This is a genomic window from Parasphingopyxis lamellibrachiae (genome assembly GCF_003385775.1).
Taxonomy (GTDB): domain Bacteria; phylum Pseudomonadota; class Alphaproteobacteria; order Sphingomonadales; family Sphingomonadaceae; genus Parasphingopyxis; species Parasphingopyxis lamellibrachiae.
This window is the reverse complement of sequence record NZ_QRDP01000004.1, coordinates 132,289-158,307: the sequence shown is the minus strand read 5'-3', so window position 1 is coordinate 158,307 and position 26,019 is coordinate 132,289. Positions and strand designations below refer to the sequence as shown.

Genomic DNA, 26,019 nt, shown 5'->3' with positions numbered 1-26,019 from the left:
TTTGATGGACAGATGGATTATTCCGGCCGGGTCGCGGAAATCGGGGTAGGAATGCACGAACCACATGGTGCGAAAACGCTGAATGAATTGGCCGACTATTGGGCGGATACAAAGCCCGATCATATCGGCTATCGATTCGAAGGCCGCGAAACGAGCTTTTCGGATTTCCGGAACACAACCGTTCGCCTTTCCCGCGCCCTGAGAGCGGCTGGCATCCGGAAAGGCGATCGCATTGCCTGGATCGGCAAGAATAGCGACCGATATTTCACTTTGCTGTTCGCCGCCGCCCGCGCATCTGCCGTCACCGTGCCTATTGGTTGGCGTCTGTCGCCCAAGGAAATGGCCTTCATTCTGGAGGATGCCGGAGCCGTCGCGGTTGTCGCCTCTCCCGAATTTGTCGAGCTTGCCCGGGAATTGGCGGCCGGAATTCCGGCCATCCGGTGGGTGCTGGCAAGCGAACAGGGGTGCGGCATCGCAAGCCCGGAAGAATTCATGGCCGAAAATATAAACGCGCCCGAGCTCGATACCCTGCCCCAACCCGACGATGCCCTGGTGCAGCTTTATACGTCCGGAACGACGGGCAATCCCAAGGGCGTCGTGCTGACACATGACAACTTCCTCAAAAATGCCGGAGAAGAACTGCCGGACACGCCTTCCTGGGATATCTGGGAAGAGCATGAAGCCGGACTGCAGGTGATGCCGATCGCGCATATCGCGGGAACGGGTTACGGAATCATGCCGATGAACCGGGGAGTATCCTGCAACATCGTGGCCGAATTCAATCCCGGCGAGATTCTCGATCTCATCCACAGCAAGCAACTGACCCGTTTTTTTCTCGTCCCGGCCGCACTGCAAATGCTGATCAACGATCCCAAAACCGAACAGACGGACACGAGCGGCGTCGTCCAGATCAATTATGGCGCATCCCCCATGCCCTTGCAGCTGCTCCGCGATTGCATGAAAGCCTTTCCCAACGCCGGTTTCTGCCAGTTTTACGGCATGACGGAAACGACCGGCACGATCATCGTTCTCGAACCGGACGATCATGATCCGGACGGCAATGAAAAGATGCGCTCAGCGGGCCGCCCGCTCCCCGGCATTGAGGTGAAAATTGTCGATGAAACCGGCAATGAAGTCGGCGTCCGCGAGGTCGGAGAGATATGCACAAGATCCAACGCGAACATGGCCCATTACTGGAAACAGCCGGAGAAGACGGCGGAGACTGTCGACAAAGACGGCTGGCTACGCACCGGCGACGCCGCCTATCGCGATACCGAGGGCTATATCTATATCCATGACCGGATGAAGGACATGATCATCACGGGCGGAGAAAATGTTTATCCGGCTGAGGTCGAAAATGCGCTGTACGAGCATCCCTCCGTGTCGGAGGCGGCGGTAATCGGCATTCCGGATGAAAAATGGGGCGAAGCGGTCAAGGCGATTGTCGTGCCCAAGCCAAACCAGGAAATCGACGAAGAGCATGTCATCGGCTTTGTCCGGGAACGGATTGCCGGGTTCAAGGCGCCCAAATCCGTCGACGTCATTGAAATCATGCCGCGCAATGCGAGCGGCAAGATCCTGCGAAAGGATTTGCGCGCGCCGTATTGGGCGGGCAAGGACCGCCAGGTGAACTGAAGCGAACAAAGCTTCAGTCACTTCCCCCACCGCTAACCTCCGGCAGACTATGCAACGCGAAACCCACCTCGACCTGATGATCACCTTCGCGCTGAAAGCGGGCGCGGCAATCGACGCGATTTACCAAACCGATTTCGATGCGGATGCGAAGGGAGACGGTTCTCCCGTTACCGCCGCGGACAGAGAAGCCGAAGCGATCATCGAAGCCGGGCTCATGGCTGCGCAACCGGAAATCCCTATCCTGGCTGAAGAAGCCGCATCCGAAGGGCGTATCCCCGAGCTAGGCGATCGCTTCTTTCTCGTCGACCCCCTTGACGGAACCCGTGAATTTGTCTCGCGCAACGGCGAGTTCACGGTCAACATCGCCTTGATCGACCATGGCCGCCCGATCTCCGGCGTCATTTATGCTCCGGCCATCCACAAGCTGTATTACGGTGCTGCGGGTGAAGGCGCCTTCTACCAGGAAATTGCGCCGGGGCAGGATCGCGCAACCGCTGAACATCCGCACGAGATTGAAGCGCGCTCAGGCATGCACAAAAACCTGATCGCCGTCGCCAGCCGCAGCCACCGTACTCCCGAAACGGATGCGCTGATGAAGAAGATCGGTGTCAAGGATTTCACGCCCGCGGGATCCAGCCTGAAGCTCTGCCTGCTCGCGCAGGGTTCTGCAGATGTCTATCCGCGCCTGGGCCGCACTATGGAATGGGACATCGGAGCAGGCCAGGCGATCCTCGAAGCTGCCGGAGGCCGCGTCATGGCTCTGGAAGGCGAGAGCGAAGTGGGGCCGCTTACCTATAACAAGCGCGAGCGCGGCTTCGACAATCCGCACTTCATTGCCTGGGGGCGCTAAACCCCCAAAGCCTGTCAGGGAATGAGGATCGACGCGCCGATCGTCGTGCGCCCCTCAAGATCGCGATGGGCCTGCGCCGCAGCCTCCAGCGGATAGCGCTGGCCGATCTCGACCGTAACCGCGTCCGACGCCAGCATCTCGAACAACCGGCCAAGCCCGGCGGCGGCCTCCCCGGGATCCGCGTAATAATTGAACAGGGTGGGCCGGGTGACGAACAGCGATCCATGTTGCGCAAGAGCACCGAGCGCAACATCGGTTACCGGAGCGCTGGCATTGCCGAAACTGATCACGAGTCCGCGTTTGGCAGTGCTTTTCAGTGACGATTCCCAAGTTGCCATGCCCACTCCGTCGAACACGACTCTCGCGCCTTCACTGCCCGTATAGTCGCGCACCTTTTCGGCGACATCTTCATGGTCATAGCGGACAATCAAATCAGCCCCTGCCCGTTCGGCGATTACGGCTTTTTGCGCACTGCTCACCGTGCCGATTACCATTGCACCGATATGCTTGAGCCACTGGACAAGCATCTGCCCTGTTGCACCAGCGGCCGCGTGGACAAGCACCGTCCAACCGGGTTGCACGCGCCCGCAGCGCTCGACGAGAAATTCTGTGGTGCAACCCTTGAGTAAGGAGGCTGCCGCGATCTCGCAGGACACTCTCTCGGGCAGAGGTACGGCCGCGCTCGCAGGGATGATCCGCGCATCGGCATAGGCACCCGGACCTGCGCTCATCGTCGCCACGCGCATCCCCGGCGAGAAACCGGATACGCCCGCGCCAATTGCCGCAACAATGCCTGCAGCCTCCAGACCGAGACCCGATGGCAGCTCTATCGGATAGACCCCGCCGCGATGATAAGTATCGATAAAATTGACGCCGACTGCCTCATGCCGGACGAGGATCTGGCCTTCGCCTGGATCGCCCAGCTCTACATCGCACCACTGGATGACTTCCGGCCCGCCTGTTTCATCGAAAAAGGCCTGCCGGGCCTGCATCATCCATGCCCCATATTCGTGCTCATCATCCCCCCAGCCGTCCAGCCGCCGTCCACCGGCAGCACTGTGCCCGAAACATAGCGCGCGGCATCGGAGGCAAGGAACATGCACACATCGGCGATATCGTCGACCGTTCCCATCCGGCCCAACGGCACGGCCTTTGCTGACTGCTCCTTGGCCTCCGGCGTCGGCGCGAGGCGCTCCATGCCTTCGGTTCCCTCAATCGGCCCAGGGGAGACGGAGTTCACGCGCACTCCCTCATGGCCCCATTCCATGGCCAGGGTCCGTGTCACCTGATCGACACCGGCCTTCGCCGCGCAGACATGCACCTGCATCGGCATCGCGATCCAGGCTTGCGGCGCTGTTATGTTGATAATCGAGGCGCCGGGCTTGGTCAGCGCGCCATGGGCAGCGCGCATGACGTGGAAGGTACCGCGCAGGTCGATATCGACGACCGATTTGAAACCGTTAGGGCTGAGCGCCGCCGCAACCGCCGGGAAATTGCCCGCAGCGCCCGATACCAGCACATCGATCGTACCGCGCTCAGCCTTGAACGCTTCGACCGCCTCCGCCACCGCTTCGAATTCGCGGACATCGAGCGAGAAACCGAGCGCGGGGCCGGCATCGTTGCCAAGCTGGGCGACGGCCGCATCCACCTTGTCCTGCGACCGACTGGCGACGCCCAGCCGCGCACCATGGCGCGCAAAGGCGTTGGCAATGCCGAGATTGATCCCGCTGGTGCCGCCGAACACCATCACATTCTTGCCGGTGAAATCGAATTGGGGTGTCGTCATGATGCCATATCCTCAAAAAAAGCCGTTTGGGCTGAACCTGTCTAAGCCATGCCCTTCTTCTTCAACGGCGGACAAAGAAAGTACAGCCCTTCGAAAGGCTCAGGGCGAACGGAATTCCAGCCCATCAAAATTCCGGCCCATCAGAACTCGGGATCGTCGAACCACTCGTGAAGGTCAGGCATGTCCGTGCTGACCGCGTTGGGATAGTTTGCCGGACGTTTTTCCAGAAAGGAGAGTATCCCTTCCTGCGCGTCTTCCTGCCGTCCGCGATACCAGATAGCCCGGCTGTCCATCCGGTGCGCTTCGATGGGATGGTCTGCGCCCATCATCCGCCAGAGCATTTGCCGCGTCATCGCCACCGACACCGGTGCGCTTTCCGCTGTGAGCTCGGTCGCCAGTGCGCGGGCCGCAGCGAGCAGATCGCCGGCCGGATAAATGTCCTGCACCAGCCCGCCGGCCCTGGCTTCTTCTGCTCTGAACACATCACCCTTGTAACACCATTTGAGCGCCTGGCTGATGCCCACCAAGCGCGGCAGGAACCAGCTTGAGGCGGCTTCGGGCACGATCCCGCGCCGCGCAAAGACGAAGCCGAACCGGGCATGATCGGCGGCCAGCCGGAAATCCATCGGCAGGGTCATGGTCGCGCCGATGCCGACGGCGGCGCCGTTGATTGCGCCGATCACCGGTTTCCTGCAGTTGAAAATGCGCAAGGTGAGCTGCCCGCCGCCGTCGCGCGCGCCGCGATGTTTCCAGTCGACGCTGCCGTCTTCGCGCTGCGGGGAATCCCGGTCCAGGCGCTTGTCATAGTCGAAGGTTTCGGCCCCGCTTGCCAGATCCGCCCCGGCGCAAAAGGCGCGGTCGCCATGGCCGGTAACGATCACCGCGCGCACCGCATCGTCCGCATCCGCCTCGTCGAAGGCGGCGATCATCTCGTGCATCATCCTCTCGGTAAACGCGTTCATCCGATCGGGTCGGTGCATCGTGATCGTGAAAATTCCGTCCGAAAGATCGGTGAGGATGGTTTGATAGTCGGCCATGGGCTTCTCCTGTCGTCAGGCCAACTTCCGCCAGCTTGACGTAAAGGTCAACCGTCGGCGGCTTCGATCTGCACCAGCAACGTGCCTTCGGACACCTGCCCGCCCTCTTCCGCGTTGAGTTCAGTCACCGTCCCGTCGAACGGCGCGACAAGGCTGTGCTCCATCTTCATGGCTTCGAGCGTGACGAGCTTGTCGCCCTTGGTGACGGTATCACCAGCGGAGACGCTGACCGCGATGATCTTGCCCGGCATGGGAGAGAGGATGGTGCCGTCGGATGTGGCTCCTGCGCCTACCCCATCTCCAGCTCTAGGCAGCCTGAAGGCGAAGCTATGCCCCATAAACGGATGGACCGCCCAATCACCGTCCACATGTGTAAGATAGGGATCGTAACCGAGCTCGAATTCAAACTCGAAAATGCGGCCAGATTCTTCTTCGAGCCGAAAATTGGCTTTGGGAATACCATTCAGTCGAAAACCGGATTGCGAGGCCCATACATCTTGGCCCGCAGCCGGCAAGAGCGCTTCAAGAGCGCTGTTGAGAACGGCTTCATTCGGCGGTTCCTGGCCAATCAATTCGTCCAGATGCTCGCCAATATAACCCGTCTCGACCCGTCCCGACAAAAAGACTTCATCGCGCAGTAAGGTGATGAGAAACGCAGCGTTTGTTTTCACCGGCCACACCGCAAGGTTGAGAAGATCGCCGACGATATGTTCGGCAGCATCGTCGCGATCGTCCGAATGACTGATGACCTTGGCGATCATCGGATCGTAAAACGGCGTGATTTCATCGCCTTCGACAACCCCGTGATCAACGCGGCAAAACGACGAATGAGGGTCAAGCGTAAAAACCCGCAAACTGCCCGTTGAGGGCAAAAAACCGGTGGCCGGGTTTTCAGCATAGAGCCGTACTTCGATAGAATGACCGTCGATGCTCAGCTCATCCTGCTTGCACGGCAGCTCTTCCCCGCTTGCCACACGCAACTGCCATTCGACCAAGTCCTGCCCGGTAATCTCTTCCGTAACCGGGTGCTCGACCTGCAGCCGCGTGTTCATTTCCATGAACCAGATGCGGTCTGCGCGCAGACCTTCGGAGCCGTCGGCGATAAATTCGATCGTTCCTGCGCCTTCATAGTCGACAGCTTTGGCGGCGCGGATGGCTGCACCGCACACAGCTTCGCGGGTCTCTTCGTCCATGCCCGGCGCGGGTGCTTCCTCGATCACCTTCTGGTGTCGCCGCTGGAGCGAGCAATCGCGCTCGAACAGGTGGACGACATTGCCGTGAGAGTCGCCGAAAACCTGCACCTCGATATGGCGCGGATTAGTGATCCATTTTTCCAGCAGCACGATATCGTTGCCGAAACTCGCCGTCGCTTCCCGGCGGCAGGAGGCGAGCGCATCGGCGAAATCACCTGCCGCATCCACCTTGCGCATCCCCTTGCCGCCGCCGCCCGCGACCGCCTTGATCAGCACCGGATAGCCGATCTTCTCCGCCTGCTCGGCGAGGAAATCGGCATCCTGATTGTCACCCAGATAACCGGGCGTGGTCGGCACACCCGCCTCGTTCATCAGCGTCTTCGCCGCATCCTTGAGGCCCATGGCGCGGATGCTCTCCGGCTTCGGCCCAATCCAGATCAGGCCTGCGTCAATCACCGCCTGCGCGAAATCGGCATTTTCGGAAAGAAAGCCATAGCCCGGATGGATCGCCTCGGCGGCGCTATCTTTAGCAGCCGCAATAATCTTCTCGCCGACCAGATAGCTCTCGGCGGCCGACGAAGGCCCGATATGCACCGCCTCATCCGCCTCGCGCACATGCAACGCCTTCGCATCGGCATCGGAATAGACGGCGACGGTCCGCACGCCGAGCTTCCGCGCGGTGCGGATGATCCGGCAAGCGATCTCGCCGCGATTGGCGATGAGGAGGCTGGTAATCATGGGATCAATCTCCGCAATCCGTTAGGCGCCGCGAAAAGGCGAGATTGGCGATCTTCCAGGCACCTTCGTCGCGCACGAGACTAAAATGATCCGCGCCGCAATGGCTGAAAGCGCCGTCCCGGTGGAAGGTGTAGAATCCCCAGACCATGGCGATATCGCCGTCCACATCCACGACCGGGTTCGGCATCCGCTCTTCCAGCTGCGCGGTTTCTGCGGCCAGTCCCGCGAGAAGATCGGCAAATACAACACGGCTTACGGTCGGGGGTCCGTCACCCGTTGAATCGGCGATGGTCACGGTTGCGCCATCGACGACATAGGGCGTGACCAGCCCGGCATCGCGCGCGGCAATGCTCGCAAACAGCGCGCGGACCGGCACCAGCACGGCATCGACATTTGCGTCAGGTGCCGGGAGAACCGCGGGCGGCAGGTCGGTGTCCTGCGCGAAGGCTGGGACAGCGAGCGCCAGCAACGGCAGGAATATCAGGTTACGCATGGTGGTGTTTCCTATCGTCACATCCTGAACACGCCGAACGCGGGGCGCTCGGGTATTTCTGCTTCGAGTGTCGCGGCAAAAGCCAGCCCCAGCACATCGCGGGTTTGCGCCGGATCGATGATGCCGTCGTCCCAGAGGCGGGCGGTGGCATGCCAGGGGTTGCCTTCGTCCTCGTACGTCTGGCGGATCGGGGCCTTGAAGGCTTCGGCCTCCTCATCGGTCCATTTATCCGCATCGCGGTGGACGGTGGCCAGAACGCTGGCGGCTTGTTCGCCGCCCATCACGGAGATGCGGCTGTTGGGCCAGCTGAACAGGAAACGGGGCGAATAGGCCCGCCCCGCCATGCCATAATTGCCCGCACCGAAGCTGCCGCCGATCAAGAGCGTGATCTTGGGCACCGTCGCCGTCGCCACCGCCGTCACCAGCTTGGCACCATGCTTGGCGATCCCTTCGGCCTCATATTTCCCGCCAACCATGAAGCCGGAGATGTTCTGAAGGAACAGCAGCGGGATACGGCGCTGGGCGCAGAGCTCGATAAAATGCGCGCCCTTTTGCGCGCTCTCGCTGAACAGCACGCCATTGTTCGCGATAATCCCGACCGGCATTCCCCAGATATGCGCAAAGCCGCAAACCAGTGTGGAACCATAGAGCGCCTTGAACTCATGAAACTCGCTGCCATCGACGATCCGCGCGATCACCTCATGCACATCATAGGGCGCGCGGACATCGTCGGGGATGATGCCGTACAGTTCCTCGGCGTCAAATTTGGGCGCGCGCGGTTCGACCAGCTTGATGCCGGGGTCATGCGGATGATTGAAGGTCGAAACGATATCGCGAACGATGGTCAGCGCATGTTCGTCATTCTCGGCGACATGATCGACAACGCCGGACTTGCGGCCATGCAGATCGCCGCCGCCAAGATCCTCGGAACTGATTTCTTCGCCCGTCGCGGCCTTCACCAAGGGTGGCCCGGCCAGGAAAATCGTGCCCTGCTCGCGCACGATCACCGTCTCGTCGGACATAGCGGGCACATAAGCCCCGCCCGCCGTGCAGCTGCCCATCACACAGGCAATTTGCGGGATGCCGAGCGCGGACATATTGGCCTGGTTGAAGAAGATGCGCCCGAAATGATCGCGGTCGGGAAACACCTCAGCCTGATGCGGCAGATTCGCGCCGCCGCTGTCGACAAGATAGATGCAGGGCAGCCGGTTCTGCTCGGCAATCTCCTGCGCGCGCAGATGCTTTTTCACCGTCATCGGATAATAGGTGCCGCCCTTCACCGTCGCATCGTTGCAGACGATCATGCACTGGCGGCCCGAAACCCGGCCGATACCGGCGATCATTCCTGCGCCCGGCACCTGCCCTTCATACATGTCGCAGGCCGCAAGCTGGCCGATCTCGAGAAACGGGCTGCCCGGATCGAGCAGGCGCTCAACACGGTCACGTGGCAGCAACTTGCCGCGCGACACATGACGCTCCCGGTGCTTCTCCGTCCCGCCAAGCGCCGCTTCCGCCACATCCGCGCGCAGCGTCTCGGCAAGCCCGCGATTGTGCGCAGCATTGGCGCGAAACGCTTCCCCGCCAACATCCAACTTCGTATCCAGCACCGGTGCGCTCATCGTTATTATCGTCCCCTGATCCTGCACGCTGACTAGCCGGATGGACGCCACAAGGAAAGAACTGCCAGTCTTTTCGACGAACGGCTTTGATCGGACCAAACCGCCCTCTTATAACGCCCGCATAAAAATTCTTTCGAGAGGCTGTTCCGATGAAAACCCGTTTCCTCCCTGCACTGCTGCTTGGCGCCGCCCTAGTCGCCGGTCCCATCGCCTGCACGAGCGATACCGAAACCGAAATCGGCATGGGTACCGAGATCGGCATCAACACGGCTGCAATGGATACCAGCCTCGTCCCGGGCGATGATTTCTACGGCTATGCGAACGGAACCTGGCAGCGCGACACCGAAATCCCGGCCGACCGCTCCAGCATCGGCGCCTTCCTTGTCGCCTTCAACCAGACTGAGCGGCAGGTGACTGAAATGATCGGTGAAATCGTCGCATCCGACCCGGAACCTGGAACCGACGAGGCGCGGATTGCCGATTTCTATAACGCTTTCATGGATGTCGATGCGATCAATGCGGCGGACATGGAACCCGTCCAGGCAGATATCGAGCGGTTCGAGGCGATTGAAAACCCTACACAACTTTCCCGCGTGCTGGGTGAGCAGTTGCGCGCCGATGTCGATCCGCTCAACTATACCGATTACCAGACCGAGAACCTGCTGGGCTTGTTCGTAACCCAGGGGCTCGCAACGCCGGGTGAGGTACTGCCCTATCTGCTGCAGGGCGGCCTCGGCATGCCCGAGCGCGAATATTATCTCTCGGCCGACCCGTCTCTGGCTGCGATCCGTACCGAGTATCGCGCCTATATCGAAGAACTGCTGGCTGCGGCGGGCATCGACAATGCGCCGCAACGCGCCCAGCGAATTTTCGATCTCGAGATGCAGATTGCCGAGGCGCATAATACCCGCGAGCAGACGGAAGACTTCGCGCAGTCCGCCACCGTGTGGAACCGCGACGAGCTCGACAGCCGTGCACCGGGCATGGACTGGGACGCGTTCCTCACCGCCGCTCAGCTCAACGATCAGGAGAAATTCGCGGCCTATCAGGCAGACGGCATTGCCGGCCTTTCTGGGCTGGTCGCATCGCAGCCCATCGAATCCTGGCAGGACTGGCTGATCTTTCACCAGATCAACAGCCATGCCGCCGTGCTCCCCTCTGCTATCGACGAAGCCCATTTCGCTTTTTACGGCACGACGCTTTCAGGCACGCCCGAGCAGCGCAGCCGGGACAAGCGCGCCCTTTCCTCGGTAAACCAGTATCTCGGCGATGCCGTTGGCCGGCTGTACGCCGAACGCTATTTCCCGGCCTCGGCACGGGACGAAGTCCAGGCGATGGTCGACAATATCACAGACGCTTTTGCCGAGCGTGTGCGGAACATCGAATGGATGGCCGATGAAACCCGCGCCGAAGCCCTGCGCAAGGTCGAAACGATCATCGTCGGTGTCGGCTATTCGGACAATTGGCGCGACTATTCGGATTATGCGGTGTCCGCCGACAACGCCTATGCCGCCATGATCGACGGCGAACGGGCCGAATATGCGCATCAGCGCGCCAAGCTTGGCCAGCCTATGGACCGGGGTGAATGGTGGATGACGCCGCAAACCGTGAATGCGGTGAACCTGCCTGTGCAGAATGCCCTCAACTTCCCGGCCGCTATCCTACAGCCGCCATTCTTCAACGCGGCGGCGGATCCGGCCTTCAACTATGGTGCAATCGGCGCGGTGATCGGCCATGAGATCAGCCATAGCTTTGACAATAATGGCGCGGCCTTCGATTCCACGGGCGCACTCAGAAACTGGTGGACCGAAGAAGATCTCGCCAGTTTCAACCAGCAGGGCGATGCGCTGGCCGCGCAGTATGACGCCTATGCCCCCTTCCCCGACCTGAACGTCAACGGGCGACTAACCCTGGGCGAAAACATCGCCGATGTCGCGGGCCTGCAGGCTGCCTATGATGCCTATCGCGCTTCGCTGAATGGCGAGGAAGCCCCTGTCATCGACGGTTTCACAGGCGATCAGCGCTTCTTCATCGCCTATGCCCAGACATGGGCCACGAAAATGCGCGACGAAGCCCTGCGCCAACGCGTCCAGACGGACGGCCATGCGCCTGGCATGTATCGCGCACTCACCGTGCGTAACCTTGATGCCTGGTATGATGCATTCGATGTGCAGCCGGATGCGGAACTCTATCTGGCGCCCGAAGACCGGGTCCGCGTCTGGTAAGCGACTAGCTTTCCGGCTGCGGTGGTTTCCCCGCGATCAGATAGCGGTAGACGCCGACAAGGTTGATCCCGAGCAGCCCGATATTCTGCCAGCCAATCCCCGCGCCCTCGTCATTGAGAAAGCCCCAGGCAATCAGCGCGACCGAGCTCGTGACAAAGACCACGAACGCCCAGCCGGTGCATCTGGTACCAAGATTGAGCGAGACGACGAACGCGGCGAGTAAAGCTGCACCTGCGCCATAATATTGCAGGATATTGAGGGTGGTTTCGCTCATGGTAGCTCTTCTCCTGCAGGGGAGGGGCGTATTCAGCCCCCGCCGATCAGCTCCCGCCCGATCAGGAAGCGGCGGATTTCGTTGGTGCCGGCGCCGATATCGTAGAGCTTGGCGTCCCTCAGGAAACGTTCGACCGGCCATTCCTTGGTATAGCCCGCGCCGCCCAGTGCCTGAATCGCCTCAAGCGAGGTCTTCACCGCGTTTTCGCTGGCGAGCAGAATCGCGCCCGCCGCATCGAAGCGCGTCGTCTGCCCGGCATCGCAAGCCCGCGCCACGGCATAGACATAAGCGCGTGCCGAATTGAGCGCGACATACATGTCGGCGATCTTGCCCTGCATCAGCTGGAAACTGCCAATCGGCTTGCCGAACTGTTTACGGTCGCGGACGTACGGGATCACCACATCGAGACAGGCCTGCATGATGCCGATCGGCCCGGCGGCGAGCACCGCGCGCTCATAATCAAGGCCCGACATCAGCACGCCGACCCCGCCATTGACCGGCCCCATCACATTTTCAGCAGGGACTTCGCAATCCTCGAACACCAGCTCGGCCGTATCGCTGCCGCGCATGCCCATCTTGTCGAGCTTTTTGGAAACGGAGAAACCGGCCATGCCTTTCTCGATGAGGAATGCCGTGATCCCGCCAGAGCCCTCGCCCGGCGCTGTTTTCGCATAAACGACAAGCACATCGGCCTCGGGGGCGTTGGTGATCCAGAATTTCGTGCCGTTGAGGACGTAGCGGTCATTGCCCTGCGGCTCGGCCTTCAGCTTCATCGACACAACGTCTGAACCGGACCCCGCTTCGGACATGGCAAGCGAACCCACGGATTCGCCGCTGATCAGGCCGGGCAGATATTTCGCCTTCTGCTCGTCATTCGCCCAGCGGCGGATCTGGTTTACGCAGAGGTTAGAGTGCGCGCCATAGCTGAGGCCAATCGAGGCGCTGGCCCGGCTGACTTCTTCCATGGCAACGCAATGTTCGAGATAGCCGAGCCCAAGCCCGCCCCATTCTTCTTCGACCGTGATACCATGCAAACCCAGCGCGCCCATTTCGGGCCAGAGCTCTCGGCGGAATGTATTCTCTTCGTCGATCTCCGCAGCGTGGGGCGCGATCCGGTCATCGGCGAACCGGCCGGTTGTCTCGCGGATCATATCGGCGGTTTCGCCAAGCGCAAAGTCGAGATTAGGGGCAACGGACATAGAACAACACTCTCCTGTTAGGAGTGCGCTTTAGCAAGGCCCGGCCCGGCCCGGAAGTGCCGCCCGTCAAAACGCGATATCGAAATGGTCCGCGATCAGCCGATCGTCTGGCCGGTCTTTTCCCAATCGGAGAGAAAGGCTTCCAGCCCGCTGGCCGTAAGCGGATGGTTGAACAGCTTGAGAATCACATCCGGCGGCATGGTCGCGACATCGGCGCCCAACTTGGCGCTTTCCAAAATATGGATCGGATGACGAACGGAAGCGACAAGAATTTCCGTTCGAAAATCATAATTATCATAGATCAATCTGATATCCGAGATAAGGTTCATCCCATCATAGCCGATATCGTCATGTCGCCCCACAAACGGCGAAATGAATGACGCGCCGGCCTTACCCGCGAGCAACGCCTGATTGGCCGTAAAGCAGAGCGTGACATTCACCATCGTGCCGTCATCGGTCAGTTTCTTGCACGTCTTGAGACCATCGACCGTGAGCGGCACCTTGATCGCGATATTGTCGGCGATCTTCCGAAGAACTTCGGCCTCTTTCATCATCGTCTCATGATCGGTCGCGACCACTTCGGCAGACACCGGTCCGTCCACGATCCCGCAGATTTCCTTGGTAACTTCCAGAATGTCCCGACCGGATTTCTGGATGAGCGACGGGTTGGTCGTGACCCCGTCCACCAGCCCGGTGGCGGCAAGCTCGCGGATGGCGTCCGTGTCGGCTGTGTCAGCGAAAAATTTCATGCGGTGTTGGTCCCGTATCAGAGAGTGAGTCGTGTGGCTGCTATAGCCTAATCGTTACCGCGAAAGGATCGGCTATCCACAATCAGCGCAACAGCCCGAACGCGCCGATAATGATCGGATCTCCGGTCGCCTGTGGGTTCGCACGAATGGCTGCTTCCTCCCGGCCCATCGCAGCGTAAATTCCGTCGGCTGCCTTGCGGGATACGTCCGCACCCAGCCCCGCGAGATCTATGCCGGTCGCCACCTGAAGCACCTGCCCGACCAGCGGGTCGCTCGCCACCCTGAGCGCCGTGCCGACTTCCGGGAGCATTGCCGTCACCAGTGCATCGCCCATCTGCCCGCGCAGCGCCTGGGTCGCCGCGTCCCCGTTGGCCGCGCGAATGATCGACAGCGCATCGGCGACGGAGAAGGATCGAATCGCATCCGTGACCAATGGCGCGGCGCGCTCTGCCCCATCAGCCGCAGCTTCGTTGAGAACGCGTAACAACCGATTGCGCACCGCCGATGTAGAGAGCAACGCCCGAACGATGGCGCTCGACCGGGCACCGCCGATTTGATCTGGGAGGGTCACGCGGGCCAGTTGATCGTCATAAAAGCCGTCCTCGGCAAGTAGTCCGGCAAAGGCGCGCTGAGATGAAAGCATCAGCATCCGCCGGATCGCCTCGGTCAGATCGAACCCGCCCATACCTGTGCAGCCGGGAAGAGCGAGCAGCGGAAGCGCGAGACCGCCAATGAGCAGATTTCTTCTATCCATATGGGCCATTTCACACATCCTCTCGTCGTTCCCGCGAAGGCGGAAATCCAGTCCATAACCGCATTACTGGAATCCCGCCTTCGCGGGAATGACGAATTGTTCTATGCGCGATGCCCATGAACCGCGTTCGCGTCCTCCTATTAAATGCCGCCCTTGGTCCGCTCGATTACCGCGTGCCGGACGGCATGGCCGCGCCCCCGGGCAGTATCGTGAAAGTGCCACTGGGGCCGCGCCAGGTTACGGGCGTCGTTTGGGATGAAGGGCGGCTGGAAGGCGAACCCGTGGCCGCGCACAAGCTCCGCCCGATCCTCGGCGTATATGATTCGCCGCCGCTGCCCGAAACACTGCGCCGCCTGATCGAGTGGACGTCCGAATACTATCTCGCGCCCCTCGCCTCGGTGCTGCGCATGAGTCTGGCTTCTACCAGCGGCTATTCGGGCGAGAAGACGATCACCGAATATCGGGCAAGCGGCGGAATGCCGGAACGGATGACCGCGAAGCGCGAACAGGCTCTCGAACTGATCGGCGATAGTCAGGGCCTGATCCGTGAACTGTCAGAGATTGGCGAAGTATCGGACGCGGTGATCCGGGGGCTGGTGAAAGCCGGGGCACTGGAACCGGTCAATGTTTCGCTCGACGCCCCCTTTCCCCTGCCCGACTCCGATTTCGGACCGCCTGATCTCGAGGAGGGGCAGAAGCAGGCAAGCGACCAGCTCAGCAAAGCTGTAAGGGACCGGGAGTTTGCGCCGATCATGCTCAACGGAGTTACCGGTTCCGGCAAGACCGAGGTGTATTTCGAAGCGATTGCGGAAGCACTGCGCATGGGGCGGCAAACGCTGGTCCTGCTGCCCGAAATCGCCCTCACCGAACCGTTCCTCACGCGCTTCACCGCCCGCTTCGGCTGTGAGCCTGTTTCCTGGCATTCCGGTCTGCGCCAGTCGGAGCGCCGCCGCGCGTGGCGGGCGATTTCCAAAGGTGAAGCGATGGTGACTGTGGGCGCACGATCCTCGCTCTTCCTGCCCTATCCGAAGCTCGGCCTGATCATCGTCGACGAAGCGCATGAAAGCGCCTTCAAGCAGGAAGAAGGCGTCAAATATCACGCACGCGATGTTGCCGTAATGCGCGGCAATATTGAAAAATTCCCGATTATCCTCGCGTCCGCAACACCGGCAATCGAAACAAGGCAGATGGTGGAGATCGGGCGTTATGAGGAAATCACCCTGCCCCGCCGCTTTGGCGGTGCCGAGCTGCCCGATCTCGCCGCCATCGATTTACTGCAGGATCCACCGCCGCGCGGTTCCTGGCTCGCGCCGACCCTGGTGCGCGCGGTTCAGGAAACACTAGACCGCAAGGAACAGTCGCTGCTGTTCCTCAATCGGCGCGGCTATGCCCCGCTCACCCTGTGCAGAACCTGCGGACACCGCTTCCAGTGCCCCAACTGCACGGCCTGGATGGTCGAACACCGCCTGCTCGCGCGTCTCGCCTGCCACCATTGCGGCCATGTCATGCCGCCGCCCGCCGAATGCCCGGAATGCGGCGCGGAAGACAGCCTCGTCGCCTGCGGCCCCGGGGTCGAGAGGATCGCCGATGAAGTGACAGCCCTGTTCCCCAACGCCAAGATCGCGATCGTCACATCCGACACGCTCTGGTCGCCGGCCAAAGCCGCCGAATTCGTGCACCGGATGGAGGCGAACGATATCGATATCGTTGTCGGCACCCAGCTCGTCACCAAGGGGTATCACTTTCCGAACCTCACTCTGGTCGGCGTGGTCGACGCCGATCTCGGGCTGCAGGGCGGCGATCTGCGCGCGGCCGAGCGCACTTTCCAGCAGATCATGCAGGTTTCGGGCCGCGCCGGGCGCGGCGACAAGCCGGGCCGCGTGTTCATCCAGACGCACGAACCCGACCATCCCGTGATCGAAGCGCTTGTCTCCGGCGACGCGGAGAGTTTCTACGAAGCCGAGACCGAAGCGCGGCGCTTTGCCGGCGCGCCGCCCTTCGGCCGCTATGCGGGAATCGTCATCTCGTCGGAGGACGAGAAGCAGGCTTTCGAGACCGCGCGGACGATCGGCCAGACCGCGCCCAAGGTGGAGGGTATGATGGTTCTCGGCCCCGCGCCCGCGCCGCTCGCCATGCTGCGCGGCCGCCACCGCCAGCGCCTGCTCGTCCATGCGCGCCGCGCGCTGGACGTGCAGAGCGTGATCCGCGACTGGCTCGGCGAGCGCGACTGGCCGAAAGGCGTGCGGGTGTCGGTCGATGTCGATCCGTACAGTTTCCTGTGACGGATGCGGGAGTTGGGCGTCTAGTCTCGCGCCGCCCTTTCCCGTTCCAGCAAGGCCTCTTTCCGTTTCAATCCATAGGCATAGCCGCCAAGGCTGCCATCCGTCCGAATGACGCGGTGACACGGAATGAGAATGGCGACATTGTTCGCGCCGTTCGCCGATCCCGCCGCGCGCACCGCACGGGGCTTGCCGACAGCCGCAGCAATCTGCGCATAGCTGCGCGTTTCCCCGGGGGGTATGCGCGTGAGTTGACGCCAGACCGCTTCCTGGAACGCGGTACCCTGCACATCGAGTGGCAGACCATGGGGCCTGGCGGGATTGTCGACAGCGGCAACCGCGCGGCCGACCAGATCGGCCATCTCGCCATCGGCGGGTACGATATCGGCATTGGGGAAACGCGTGCGCAGGGCCTTCTCGCCTTCGTCGAAGCTGAGTCGGCATATACCGCGATCAGTCGCCGCGACGAGCATATCGCCCAGGCTGGTCTGGGCGACCGCCCAGTGAATTGTTACGCCGGCACCGCCTTTTCGCCAGGCGGACGGCGTCATGCCAAGGCGTTTGTTCGTTTCGGCATAGAAGCGCCCGGGTCCCGAATAGCCAGCCTCATATATGGCATCGGTTACACGATCCTCGATACCGAGCGCGTGTTCGGCGCGGTCAGCCCGCAGCCGCCGTGCATAGGCCGCAGGGGTCACCCCCATCGCACGGCGAAAGACGCGGAGAAAATGGGTGGGTGAATAACCGACCTGCTGCGCAATCCGATCGAGTTTCATGGCTTCTTCCGCCGCTCCGATGAGCGCCACGGCTTTCGCAACTGCCGCTTCATCGCGCGATACCGTATCTGGCATACAGCGTTTGCACGCCCTCAGGCCGGCCTCGCGCGCTTCCTTGCCGCCGGCGAAAAAGCGTACATTGCCTCGCTTGGGATGGCGGGCCGCGCAAGATGGGCGGCAATATATACCCGTGGTTAGCACCCCGGTGACGAAGCGACCGTCAAAACTACGGTCGCGGGCCTGCACCGCCTGCCAAGCGATATCCGGGTCGAGGAGTGAGTCTTGCGGTGTCATGCCGTCACAATATCGCAACCTAGCACAGTTGCGTTCCGAAAATTGCGTTCAAAGGGCCACTCCCTCTTTTCATTGCTTCCATGGCCCGGTTACAAGGCTCGCCAAATGGAGAGAAACCACCATGGCGCGTTGGATTACAGTTTTACTGGCCCTGTTTGCTCTTTTGCCGATCGCTGCATCGGCGCAAAAGGGCGAAGAAGCGGCAAGCACACAGAATGACGTGGTCGTCGCCGCGCGCAGCGTCGTGCGCGTTGCGCTGATAGCCAACGACCCCAAACAGGGCGAATATCTGCTCGGCCATGGCAGCGGCGTTGCGATCGCCCCCGGCCTGATTGTGACCAATGCCCATGTCGTCGCACCACTGCGCGAATCGCCCAACATCTCTATCAGTATCGTCCCATCCTCCGGCGATGAGCGCTATCCGGGGCGCTTGCTCTCATCCGACACGCGAGCGGACCTTGCCCTGATTCGCATGGAAGAGGACATTGTCGAACCGCTCTCGGTCTTTACCGGAAGCCCTCCAGATACCGGGCGCGTCGCTGCCATTGGCTATCCCGGCTCGGTCGACCTGGCCGAGAATCTTTCCGCCAGCGAACGCGTCCGGCCGATTCCGGCGGTGCGCACCTTCGGCCAGCTTTCGGGCGGGCGCAGCCGCCGCGATGTCGACACGTTGCTGCATACCGCCGCCATGGCGCGCGGCAATAGCGGCGGCCCTCTGGTCGACGAATGCGGCCGGGTGATCGGTATCAACAGTTTTGGCTCGCTTGCCGAACAGAATGACGCCGAATTCGGATTTGCCATTTCAGCCCGCGAAATCATTCCTTTTCTCCAGCGCGCCGACGTGCGGGCGGAAATTACCACCGAATCCTGCATCCCTTCCCCGGAACGGGCGCGCCAAAGCGCCGCAGAGGAACAGCGGGCCGCTGATCGGGCGCGCGAACAGCGCCGCCAACAACTCTATGAAATGCGCGAATTCGGGCTGGCAATCGCCGTCGCCCTGCTTGTGATCGGCGCCGTGATGTTTCTCGGCGGAATTATCGCGATGTTCTTCCGCGGCCGGTGGCGCCCGGGGACATTGGTTGGCGGCCTCGGAATCGTTGTCGGGTTTATCCTGATGGCGGGATCCGTCTATGTGTTCTTTAACCGGCCTAGCCTGGCCTCACTCTATGCCGACACTGAAGCGGAAGAGGCCGCTACGCCGGAAGAAACAGCGACGGATGGCATCGAAGATGAGGCGAATGGGGAAGCTGCCGAATAGATTCGGGGAAAAGTTCGCTCCTCCTATCTTGCATCGCAGCATGACCCTTGCTAGGTGGCCCGCAGCCGTAGCGGGGTCGCTTTGCCGCACCCTTTTCTATGGACCAGTCATCCTCCTTTAGGGGCATATTTACGCGTGGATATTTCCGGCGGAATCAAGGCCAGCCTCGCAGGCCGCTACGCAGCGGCACTGTTTGAACTGGCGGAAGAGAAAAAGCAGCTCGACGCGGTCGAGGGCAGCTTGGCGAAGCTCAAATCGGCATTGGCCGATTCGGGTGAATTTGCCGCGCTGACCACAAGTCCGCTGGTCGGGCGTAACGAGGCAGTGGCGGCAACCCAGGCAGTTGCCACTACGCTGGGCCTCGATCCCCTCACCGCGAACTTCCTAGGCGCACTCGCCGAGAATCGCCGCCTTGCGCAGCTCGCCGCCGCTATCCGCGACTTTTCGGTCATCGCTGCCCAGTATCGCGGCGAAGCCAATGCCGAAGTCGCATCGGCGCATCCCCTTTCCGACGACCAGGTCGTAGCGCTCAAGGCGAAGCTGAAAAGCCTTGCCGGCCGGGACGTCAATATCGACATGAGCGTCGACCCCTCGTTGCTTGGGGGACTGGTTGTCCGCATGGGCAGCCGAATGATCGACGGCTCGCTCCGTACAAAACTGAATGCACTCGCAAGCGCCATGAAAGGCTAATGATGGACATCAACGCTGCAGAAATTTCCAAGGTCATCAAAGACCAGATCGCCAGTTTCGGCACCGAGGCACAGGTCTCGGAAATCGGAACCGTGCTGTCCGTCGGTGATGGTATCGCCCGCGTACACGGCCTCGACAATGTCCAGGCCGGTGAAATGGTCGCCTTCGACAATGGCGTTCAGGGCATGGCCCTCAACCTCGAAGCGGACAATGTCGGCATCGTGATTTTCGGCTCGGATGCCGAGATCAAGGAAGGCGACACCGTCAAGCGCACCGAGACCATCGTTGACGTTCCCGTCGGCAAGGGCCTTCTCGGCCGCGTGGTCGACGGCCTCGGCAATCCAATCGACGGCAAGGGCCCGCTGACGGACGTAACCCGCGAACGCGTCGAGGTGAAAGCCCCGGGCATTATCCCGCGCAAATCGGTGCATGAACCTGTACAGACCGGCCTCAAGGCGCTCGACGCCCTGGTTCCCGTCGGTCGCGGCCAGCGCGAACTGATCATCGGCGATCGCCAGACCGGCAAGACTGCCGTCGCCATCGACACCTTCATCAACCAGAAAACGAACAATGCTGGCGATGACGAGTCGAAGAAGCTGTATTGTATCTATGTTGCCATCGGCCAGAAGCGCTCGACGGTTGCCCAGATCGTTCGCCAGCTCGAAGAAAATGGCGCGATGGAATATTCCATCGTTGTTGCTGCTACGGCTTCCGAGCCGGCGCCGCTTCAGTATCTTGCGCCATACACCGGCTGCACGATGGGTGAATATTTCCGCGATAATGGCATGCATGCCTGCATCGTATACGACGATCTTTCGAAGCAAGCTGTTGCCTATCGCCAGATGTCGCTCCTCCTTCGTCGCCCTCCGGGCCGTGAAGCCTATCCGGGCGACGTGTTCTATCTTCACTCTCGCCTGCTCGAACGCGCAGCCAAGATGAACGAAGACAATGGTTCCGGTTCGATGACGGCCCTGCCGATCATTGAAACCCAGGCCGGTGACGTTTCGGCCTATATTCCGACCAACGTTATCTCGATCACGGACGGCCAGATATTCCTCGAGACCGAACTTTTCTACCAGGGCATCCGCCCGGCCATTAACGTGGGCCTCTCGGTGTCCCGTGTTGGCTCGGCCGCACAGACCAAGGCGATGAAAAAGGTTTCGGGTTCGATCAAGCTCGAGCTGGCCCAGTATCGCGAGATGGCGGCTTTCGCGCAGTTCGGCTCCGATCTCGACGCATCGACGCAGCAGCTGCTCAATCGCGGTGCTCGCCTCACCGAACTCCTCAAGCAGAAGCAGTTTGCGCCGATGCCGATGGAAGAGCAGGTCGTCTCGATCTTCGCCGGTGTGAATGGCTATCTCGATGGCATCGCCACCGATCAGGTCACCCATTTCGAAGAAAGCTTTATGAGCCATATGCGTGCCGATCACGCCGATGTGCTCGCAACCATCCGGGATACCGAAAAGCTGGAAGACGATACGTCCGACAAGCTCAAGACTATCTTGGACGCTTTCGTAAAGACCTTCGCCTAAGGGGCTGAAACACCGTGGCTAGTCTCAAGGAACTCAAGGATCGCATCTCCTCGGTCAAATCGACCCAGAAGATCACCAAGGCCAAGCAGATGGTTGCCGCTGCCAAGCTCCGTAAGGCGCAGGCGGCCGCCGAAGCCGCGCGTCCTTATGCAGAGCGTCTCGAAACCGTGATGTCGAGCCTCGCCTCGGGCGTTTCGATCAGCAAGGACACGCCCAAGCTGCTCGCCGGAACGGGCAAGAACCAGAAGCATCTGATGGTCGTTGCAACGTCCGATCGCGGGCTGTGCGGCGCGTTTAACGCGAACATCGTCAAGGAAGCCCGGATCAAGGCCGATGCCCTGAAAGCCGAAGGCAAGGATGTGGAATTCTATCTGGTGGGCAAAAAGGGCAAGCCCGTCATCAACCGCGTCTATCCGGGCAGCATCAGGCATCATTTCGATACCAGCGATATCAAGAATCCGCATTATGACGATGCGAAGGAAATCGCCGAAGATCTGGTCGCACGCATGGAAAAAGGCGATTTCGATATTGCCTGGCTCTTCTATTCGAAGTTCAAATCGGCACTGGTGCAGGAACCGCAGACCCAGCAGATCATCCCCGTCCCTGTTGACGAGAATGCAGATACGGGCAGCACGGTAGCCGTGGAATATGAGCCCGACGAAGAGGAAATCCTCTCCGAACTCCTACCGCGCAACCTGTCGATCCAGCTTTTCCGCGCCTTGCTTGAAAACGGTGCATCCGAACAAGGCGCTTCGATGACGGCGATGGACAATGCCACGCGCAACGCCGGCGATTTGATCGAAAAACTGACCATCGTTTATAATCGCAGCCGCCAAGCCGCGATCACCACCGAACTCGTTGAAATCATCTCGGGCGCAGAAGCGCTCTAAGTATTTAGAAGGCAAGAGGTAATAATCATGGCCACCACCAATAATGTCGGTACAGTCTCACAGGTTATCGGCGCCGTCGTCGATGTGAGCTTCCCGAACGAGCTGCCGAACATCCTGAGCGCGCTCGTCACCGACAATAACGGCAACCGCCTCGTACTCGAGGTCGCCCAGCATCTCGGCGAAAATATGGTCCGTACCATCGCCATGGACGCGACCGAGGGCCTGGTCCGCGGCCAGGAAGTGACCGACACCGGCGCACAGATCAACATGCCGGTTGGCCCGCAGACGCTTGGCCGCATCATGAACGTCGTCGGCGAACCGATCGACGAACTCGGCCCGATCAACGCGACCGCAACGGCACCAATTCATGCTGAAGCCCCTGCCTTTATTGACCAGTCCACCGACGCAGAAATCCTCGTCACGGGCATCAAGGTCGTCGATCTGCTCGCACCTTATGCCAAGGGCGGCAAGATCGGCCTGTTCGGCGGTGCCGGCGTGGGCAAGACGGTTCTCATTCAGGAACTGATCAACAACATCGCCAAGGGCCATGGCGGCACCTCTGTGTTCGCCGGTGTTGGCGAGCGGACCCGTGAAGGTAACGATCTCTATCACGAATTTCTCGATGCCGGCGTTATCGCCAAGGATGACGACGGCAATGCAACGCCGGAAGGCTCCAAGGTTGCGCTGGTTTATGGCCAGATGAACGAACCTCCGGGCGCCCGCGCGCGCGTTGCCCTGTCGGGCCTGACCATCGCTGAATATTTCCGCGACGAAGAAGGCCAGGACGTTCTGTTCTTCGTCGACAACATCTTCCGCTTCACACAGGCCGGTTCGGAAGTGTCCGCACTGCTTGGCCGCATTCCTTCGGCCGTGGGCTATCAGCCGACGCTGTCGACGGACATGGGCAACCTGCAGGAGCGGATTACGTCGACCAACAAGGGCTCGATCACCTCGGTGCAGGCCATCTACGTGCCGGCCGATGACCTTACCGACCCTGCGCCTGCAACCTCCTTCGCTCACTTGGACGCCACAACCGTTCTTAACCGCGCGATTTCGGAGCTGGGCATCTACCCGGCTGTGGATCCTCTCGATTCTACAAGCCGCGTTCTCGAACCCCGCGTTGTTGGCCAGGAACATTATGAAACGGCCCGCGCCGTTCAGGAAACGCTGCAGCGCTACAAGTCGCTGCAGGACATTATCGCCATTCTCGGTATGGATGAGCTTTCGGAAGAAGATAAGCTGATCGTTGCCCGCGCCCGTAAAATCCAGCGCTTCCTGTCCCAGCCTTTCCACGTTGCTGAGGTCTTCACCGGCCTTTCCGGCAAGTTCGTTGATCTGGAAGACACGATCCGCTCGTTCAAGGAAGTTGTCGAAGGCAAGCATGATGACCTGCCCGAAGCCGCTTTCTACATGGTCGGCGGTATCGACGAAGCGATTGCCAAGGCTCAGCAACTGGCTGCAGACGCGGCATAGCGATGGCAGATCTGCGCCTTGAGGATTGCGTCAATGACATCTGCCCGTGGTCCGGCGATCCGGTCGTGGAAGATTCGCTGACACTCTACAAAGGCGCAGTGGTCGGCTTCTGTAATACCGGATGCCGGGACAAATTTGAAAAGGCCGCCTCGATGTTCGACGCGGTACTACAGGACTGATTGCAATGGCTCTCAATTTCGAACTCGTCACACCGGAAAAGCTTCTCCGCTCGGAGGAAGTGCATATGGTCGTCGTACCCGGAACCGAGGGCGATTTCGGTGTGCTGGAGCGCCATGCGCCCGTTATGTCGACGATCCGCGACGGTGCGATTCAGATTTTCGCTACACCCGGCGCAACGCCGGAGACGATCAGGGTCGAGGGCGGTTTTGCCGAAGTAAACGACAAAGGCCTTACGATCCTCGCCGAAAAGATCGTCGACGAAGGCTAGGCTTTCCGAGCACAATGCCGGTTGCAGGGCTTCAGCGGCCCTGCGTCTCCTCCTCCGGGCCTCATGGACCGGTGACGTCACAAAACCCAGCCTGAACTGACGCCTGGCAAGCCGGGCGACGGAGCACAGCCCCCATTTCCGGCGTCTTTCCCGCCATTTGCGCCGATTTCCCGAATAATCGCACCCGTTTCGCGGCCATTAGCTAATTGTCAAAGTTTTCAATCTATTCACCATGTCGACACAGCTCGTTTTGTGCGGGCATTTGGCATTGAGGAACGGCATGAGCGCATTTGGACGAAAAAGCGGTGGCCAGAAACCTTCCTTCGGCGTTGCACGCCCGATGCAGGGCGGTGGCAAGGCTGCGCCTGCCCCATCTGATTCTGAAAGCGTAAAGGGCGGAGAGCAGTTCCCGCCCATAGAATCGCTGGACCTTCCCGGCGTGGAGGATGACGGGTCGACCGCCCTTCCCGAAGAAAACGCGATGTCGAAGCTTAATGATCGCGCCAATGCGGTTGCCGAGACCGTAGAAGAGGTCCAGGGATTCGAAGCCTCTGTGCACAAGATCAAAGAACAGGTCCTGCCGCGCCTTCTCGAGCGCGTCGACCCCGAGGCTGCGGCCACTCTTACCAAGACCGAGCTTGCCGAGGAATTCCGGCCGATCATTTCCGAAGTGCTGGCCGAGCTGAAAATCACGCTCAACCGCCGTGAGCAGTTCGCACTCGAAAAAGTGCTGGTCGATGAGCTGCTGGGCCTTGGTCCGCTCGAAGAGCTGCTCTCCGACCCCGATATCAACGATATCATGGTGAACGGACCCGAGCAGACCTATATCGAACGCAAAGGTAAGCTGGAACTCGCCAAGATCCAGTTCCGCGACGAAGAACATCTGCTGCAAATCGCCCAGCGCATCTGCAACTCGGTTGGTCGCCGCGTCGACCAGACCACGCCGCTGGCCGATGCCCGTCTCGCCGATGGGTCTCGTGTGAACGTTATCGTGCCGCCGCTCTCGCTGCGCGGTACTGCGATCTCAATTCGCAAATTCTCCGACAAGCCGATCACCATCGATATGATGCAAGGCTTCGGTTCGATGTCGAAAGACATGGCGACCTTCCTCAAGGTCGCGGGCGCCAGCCGGTTCAACGTCGTTATCTCCGGCGGTACGGGTTCAGGTAAAACGACGATGCTTAACGCCATGTCGAAAATGATCGATCCAGGCGAACGCGTACTGACTATCGAGGATGCCGCCGAGCTTCGCCTGCAGCAGCCGCACTGGCTGCCTCTGGAAACTCGCCCTGCCAACCTTGAAGGCAAGGGCGAGATTTCGATCGGCGACCTTGTGAAGAATGCCTTGCGTATGCGTCCTGACCGCATCATCCTCGGCGAGATTCGCGGCGCGGAATGTTTCGATCTGCTTGCCGCCATGAACACGGGCCATGATGGCTCCATGTGTACGCTTCACTCCAACAGTCCGCGCGAATGCCTGGGCCGTATGGAGAATATGGTTCTGATGGGCGACATCAAGATCCCGAAAGAAGCGATCTCCAAACAGATTGCCGACTCGGTCGATCTCATCATCCAGGTAAAACGCCTGCGCGACGGGTCTCGCCGGACAACCAACATCACCGAAGTTATCGGCATGGAAGGCGATGTCATCGTCACCCAGGAACTGTTCAAGTTTGAATATACGGGTGAGGACGACAACGGAAAAATCGAGGGCGAATATCGTTCGATGGGCCTGCGCCCTTACACGCTCGACAAGGCGAAAGCCTATGGTTTCGAACAGCCCTGTCTCGAGGCCTGCCTCTAGCGCCCCGAGAGCTCCGGCCGCGG

23 protein-coding genes are annotated in these 26,019 nt (G+C 60.6%); 12 read left to right on the top strand and 11 right to left on the bottom strand.

The window, feature by feature from the left end:
* The first annotated feature begins 51 nt into the window (after positions 1-51).
* Together DFR46_RS00855 and cysQ are read left to right on the top strand one after the other, a co-directional pair.
* The gene (locus DFR46_RS00855) at positions 52-1,635 is read left to right on the top strand and encodes a long-chain-fatty-acid--CoA ligase (protein WP_116234739.1); all 1,584 of its coding nucleotides are present in this window, start codon (positions 52-54) and stop codon (positions 1,633-1,635) included.
* A gap of 49 nt (positions 1,636-1,684) precedes the next feature.
* Entirely contained in the window at positions 1,685-2,485 is an 801-nt protein-coding gene (gene cysQ / locus DFR46_RS00850) for a 3'(2'),5'-bisphosphate nucleotidase CysQ (protein WP_116234738.1), read from the top strand.
* Between the two features lie 14 nt (positions 2,486-2,499).
* Here cysQ and DFR46_RS00845 read toward each other — a convergent pair whose 3' ends face one another.
* The 6 genes from DFR46_RS00845 to DFR46_RS00820 all read right to left on the bottom strand — a co-directional run bounded on the left by DFR46_RS00845 (position 2,500) and on the right by DFR46_RS00820 (position 9,351).
* A complete protein-coding gene (locus DFR46_RS00845; RefSeq protein ID WP_342769818.1) occupies positions 2,500-3,480 on the bottom strand; it encodes a quinone oxidoreductase family protein in 981 nt (326 codons plus the stop codon).
* On the bottom strand, positions 3,477-4,271 hold the full coding sequence (locus DFR46_RS00840; protein ID WP_116234737.1) for an SDR family oxidoreductase: 795 nt from the start codon (positions 4,269-4,271) through the stop codon (positions 3,477-3,479). Before DFR46_RS00840 ends, DFR46_RS00845 begins: the two co-directional genes overlap by 4 nt.
* Before the next feature lie 140 nt (positions 4,272-4,411).
* On the bottom strand, positions 4,412-5,308 hold the full coding sequence (locus DFR46_RS00835) for a crotonase/enoyl-CoA hydratase family protein (RefSeq protein WP_116234736.1): 897 nt from the start codon (positions 5,306-5,308) through the stop codon (positions 4,412-4,414).
* 47 nt (positions 5,309-5,355) lie between these two features.
* Positions 5,356-7,239, bottom strand: a complete 1,884-nt coding sequence (locus tag DFR46_RS00830) for an acetyl/propionyl/methylcrotonyl-CoA carboxylase subunit alpha (protein WP_116234735.1) — start codon at positions 7,237-7,239, stop codon at positions 5,356-5,358.
* 4 nt (positions 7,240-7,243) lie between these two features.
* Positions 7,244-7,732 carry a hypothetical protein gene (locus DFR46_RS00825; protein ID WP_116234734.1) on the bottom strand — a complete coding sequence of 163 codons (489 nt, stop codon included), beginning with the start codon at positions 7,730-7,732 and terminating at the stop codon, positions 7,244-7,246.
* Between the two features lie 17 nt (positions 7,733-7,749).
* Positions 7,750-9,351 carry a carboxyl transferase domain-containing protein gene (locus tag DFR46_RS00820; protein WP_116234733.1) on the bottom strand — a complete coding sequence of 534 codons (1,602 nt, stop codon included), beginning with the start codon at positions 9,349-9,351 and terminating at the stop codon, positions 7,750-7,752.
* 149 nt (positions 9,352-9,500) lie between these two features.
* On the opposite strand from DFR46_RS00820, the gene DFR46_RS00815 reads away from it, so the two are divergent.
* A complete protein-coding gene (locus DFR46_RS00815; RefSeq protein ID WP_116234732.1) occupies positions 9,501-11,576 on the top strand; it encodes a M13 family metallopeptidase in 2,076 nt (691 codons plus the stop codon).
* Between the two features lie 4 nt (positions 11,577-11,580).
* Here DFR46_RS00815 and DFR46_RS00810 read toward each other — a convergent pair whose 3' ends face one another.
* From DFR46_RS00810 to DFR46_RS00795, 4 genes are all read right to left on the bottom strand, one after another.
* On the bottom strand, positions 11,581-11,850 hold the full coding sequence (locus tag DFR46_RS00810) for a hypothetical protein (RefSeq protein WP_116234731.1): 270 nt from the start codon (positions 11,848-11,850) through the stop codon (positions 11,581-11,583).
* Positions 11,851-11,882: 32 nt separating this feature from the next.
* Positions 11,883-13,049, bottom strand: coding sequence for an isovaleryl-CoA dehydrogenase (locus DFR46_RS00805; protein WP_116234730.1), 1,167 nt, complete (start codon positions 13,047-13,049; stop codon positions 11,883-11,885).
* 95 nt (positions 13,050-13,144) lie between these two features.
* Entirely contained in the window at positions 13,145-13,798 is a 654-nt protein-coding gene (fsa, locus tag DFR46_RS00800; RefSeq protein WP_116234729.1) for a fructose-6-phosphate aldolase, read from the bottom strand.
* 82 nt (positions 13,799-13,880) lie between these two features.
* Positions 13,881-14,561 (bottom strand): DUF4197 domain-containing protein, encoded by a 681-nt coding sequence (locus DFR46_RS00795; RefSeq protein WP_162843370.1) that lies wholly within the window; start codon positions 14,559-14,561, stop codon positions 13,881-13,883.
* A gap of 107 nt (positions 14,562-14,668) precedes the next feature.
* Between DFR46_RS00795 and DFR46_RS00790 the strand changes: the two genes are divergently transcribed.
* Complete coding sequence (locus tag DFR46_RS00790) at positions 14,669-16,834, top strand: primosomal protein N' (RefSeq protein WP_116234727.1); 2,166 nt, start codon at positions 14,669-14,671, stop codon at positions 16,832-16,834.
* A gap of 20 nt (positions 16,835-16,854) precedes the next feature.
* Here the strand turns inward: DFR46_RS00790 and ada are convergent, their stop codons facing one another.
* A complete protein-coding gene (gene ada / locus DFR46_RS00785; RefSeq protein WP_116234726.1) occupies positions 16,855-17,901 on the bottom strand; it encodes a bifunctional DNA-binding transcriptional regulator/O6-methylguanine-DNA methyltransferase Ada in 1,047 nt (348 codons plus the stop codon).
* Between the two features lie 121 nt (positions 17,902-18,022).
* On the opposite strand from ada, the gene DFR46_RS00780 reads away from it, so the two are divergent.
* The 8 genes from DFR46_RS00780 to DFR46_RS00745 all read left to right on the top strand — a co-directional run bounded on the left by DFR46_RS00780 (position 18,023) and on the right by DFR46_RS00745 (position 25,996).
* A complete protein-coding gene (locus tag DFR46_RS00780; protein WP_162843369.1) occupies positions 18,023-19,159 on the top strand; it encodes a S1C family serine protease in 1,137 nt (378 codons plus the stop codon).
* Between the two features lie 135 nt (positions 19,160-19,294).
* Positions 19,295-19,849 carry a F0F1 ATP synthase subunit delta gene (locus DFR46_RS00775; protein WP_116234724.1) on the top strand — a complete coding sequence of 185 codons (555 nt, stop codon included), beginning with the start codon at positions 19,295-19,297 and terminating at the stop codon, positions 19,847-19,849.
* Between the two features lie 2 nt (positions 19,850-19,851).
* Positions 19,852-21,381: a F0F1 ATP synthase subunit alpha gene (gene atpA, locus DFR46_RS00770; protein WP_116234723.1), complete on the top strand. Its 1,530-nt coding sequence runs from the start codon at positions 19,852-19,854 to the stop codon at positions 21,379-21,381.
* Positions 21,382-21,395: 14 nt separating this feature from the next.
* On the top strand, positions 21,396-22,271 hold the full coding sequence (locus tag DFR46_RS00765) for a F0F1 ATP synthase subunit gamma (RefSeq protein WP_116234722.1): 876 nt from the start codon (positions 21,396-21,398) through the stop codon (positions 22,269-22,271).
* 27 nt (positions 22,272-22,298) lie between these two features.
* Complete coding sequence (atpD, locus tag DFR46_RS00760) at positions 22,299-23,744, top strand: F0F1 ATP synthase subunit beta (protein ID WP_116234721.1); 1,446 nt, start codon at positions 22,299-22,301, stop codon at positions 23,742-23,744.
* Between the two features lie 2 nt (positions 23,745-23,746).
* Positions 23,747-23,923, top strand: coding sequence for a glutathione S-transferase (locus DFR46_RS00755; RefSeq protein WP_116234720.1), 177 nt, complete (start codon positions 23,747-23,749; stop codon positions 23,921-23,923).
* 5 nt (positions 23,924-23,928) lie between these two features.
* Complete coding sequence (locus DFR46_RS00750) at positions 23,929-24,192, top strand: ATP synthase F1 subunit epsilon (RefSeq protein ID WP_116234719.1); 264 nt, start codon at positions 23,929-23,931, stop codon at positions 24,190-24,192.
* 280 nt (positions 24,193-24,472) lie between these two features.
* Positions 24,473-25,996, top strand: a complete 1,524-nt coding sequence (locus DFR46_RS00745) for a TadA family conjugal transfer-associated ATPase (protein WP_116234718.1) — start codon at positions 24,473-24,475, stop codon at positions 25,994-25,996.
* Positions 25,997-26,019: the final 23 nt, after the last annotated feature.

What these genes read in the sequence shown, in the direction of transcription:
- DFR46_RS00855 (WP_116234739.1), top strand. Translation starts at nt 52, where the DNA reads ATGCACGAACCACATGGTGCGAAAACGCTGAATGAATTGGCCGACTAT.
- cysQ (WP_116234738.1), top strand. Translation starts at nt 1,685, where the DNA reads ATGCAACGCGAAACCCACCTCGACCTGATGATCACCTTCGCGCTGAAA.
- DFR46_RS00845 (WP_342769818.1), bottom strand. Translation starts at nt 3,480, where the DNA reads ATGATGCAGGCCCGGCAGGCCTTTTTCGATGAAACAGGCGGGCCGGAA.
- DFR46_RS00840 (WP_116234737.1), bottom strand. Translation starts at nt 4,271, where the DNA reads ATGACGACACCCCAATTCGATTTCACCGGCAAGAATGTGATGGTGTTC.
- DFR46_RS00835 (WP_116234736.1), bottom strand. Translation starts at nt 5,308, where the DNA reads ATGGCCGACTATCAAACCATCCTCACCGATCTTTCGGACGGAATTTTC.
- DFR46_RS00830 (WP_116234735.1), bottom strand. Translation starts at nt 7,239, where the DNA reads ATGATTACCAGCCTCCTCATCGCCAATCGCGGCGAGATCGCTTGCCGG.
- DFR46_RS00825 (WP_116234734.1), bottom strand. Translation starts at nt 7,732, where the DNA reads ATGCGTAACCTGATATTCCTGCCGTTGCTGGCGCTCGCTGTCCCAGCC.
- DFR46_RS00820 (WP_116234733.1), bottom strand. Translation starts at nt 9,351, where the DNA reads ATGAGCGCACCGGTGCTGGATACGAAGTTGGATGTTGGCGGGGAAGCG.
- DFR46_RS00815 (WP_116234732.1), top strand. Translation starts at nt 9,501, where the DNA reads ATGAAAACCCGTTTCCTCCCTGCACTGCTGCTTGGCGCCGCCCTAGTC.
- DFR46_RS00810 (WP_116234731.1), bottom strand. Translation starts at nt 11,850, where the DNA reads ATGAGCGAAACCACCCTCAATATCCTGCAATATTATGGCGCAGGTGCA.
- DFR46_RS00805 (WP_116234730.1), bottom strand. Translation starts at nt 13,049, where the DNA reads ATGTCCGTTGCCCCTAATCTCGACTTTGCGCTTGGCGAAACCGCCGAT.
- fsa (WP_116234729.1), bottom strand. Translation starts at nt 13,798, where the DNA reads ATGAAATTTTTCGCTGACACAGCCGACACGGACGCCATCCGCGAGCTT.
- DFR46_RS00795 (WP_162843370.1), bottom strand. Translation starts at nt 14,561, where the DNA reads ATGGCCCATATGGATAGAAGAAATCTGCTCATTGGCGGTCTCGCGCTT.
- DFR46_RS00790 (WP_116234727.1), top strand. Translation starts at nt 14,669, where the DNA reads ATGAACCGCGTTCGCGTCCTCCTATTAAATGCCGCCCTTGGTCCGCTC.
- ada (WP_116234726.1), bottom strand. Translation starts at nt 17,901, where the DNA reads ATGACACCGCAAGACTCACTCCTCGACCCGGATATCGCTTGGCAGGCG.
- DFR46_RS00780 (WP_162843369.1), top strand. Translation starts at nt 18,023, where the DNA reads ATGGCGCGTTGGATTACAGTTTTACTGGCCCTGTTTGCTCTTTTGCCG.
- atpA (WP_116234723.1), top strand. Translation starts at nt 19,852, where the DNA reads ATGGACATCAACGCTGCAGAAATTTCCAAGGTCATCAAAGACCAGATC.
- atpD (WP_116234721.1), top strand. Translation starts at nt 22,299, where the DNA reads ATGGCCACCACCAATAATGTCGGTACAGTCTCACAGGTTATCGGCGCC.
- DFR46_RS00755 (WP_116234720.1), top strand. Translation starts at nt 23,747, where the DNA reads ATGGCAGATCTGCGCCTTGAGGATTGCGTCAATGACATCTGCCCGTGG.
- DFR46_RS00750 (WP_116234719.1), top strand. Translation starts at nt 23,929, where the DNA reads ATGGCTCTCAATTTCGAACTCGTCACACCGGAAAAGCTTCTCCGCTCG.
- DFR46_RS00745 (WP_116234718.1), top strand. Translation starts at nt 24,473, where the DNA reads ATGAGCGCATTTGGACGAAAAAGCGGTGGCCAGAAACCTTCCTTCGGC.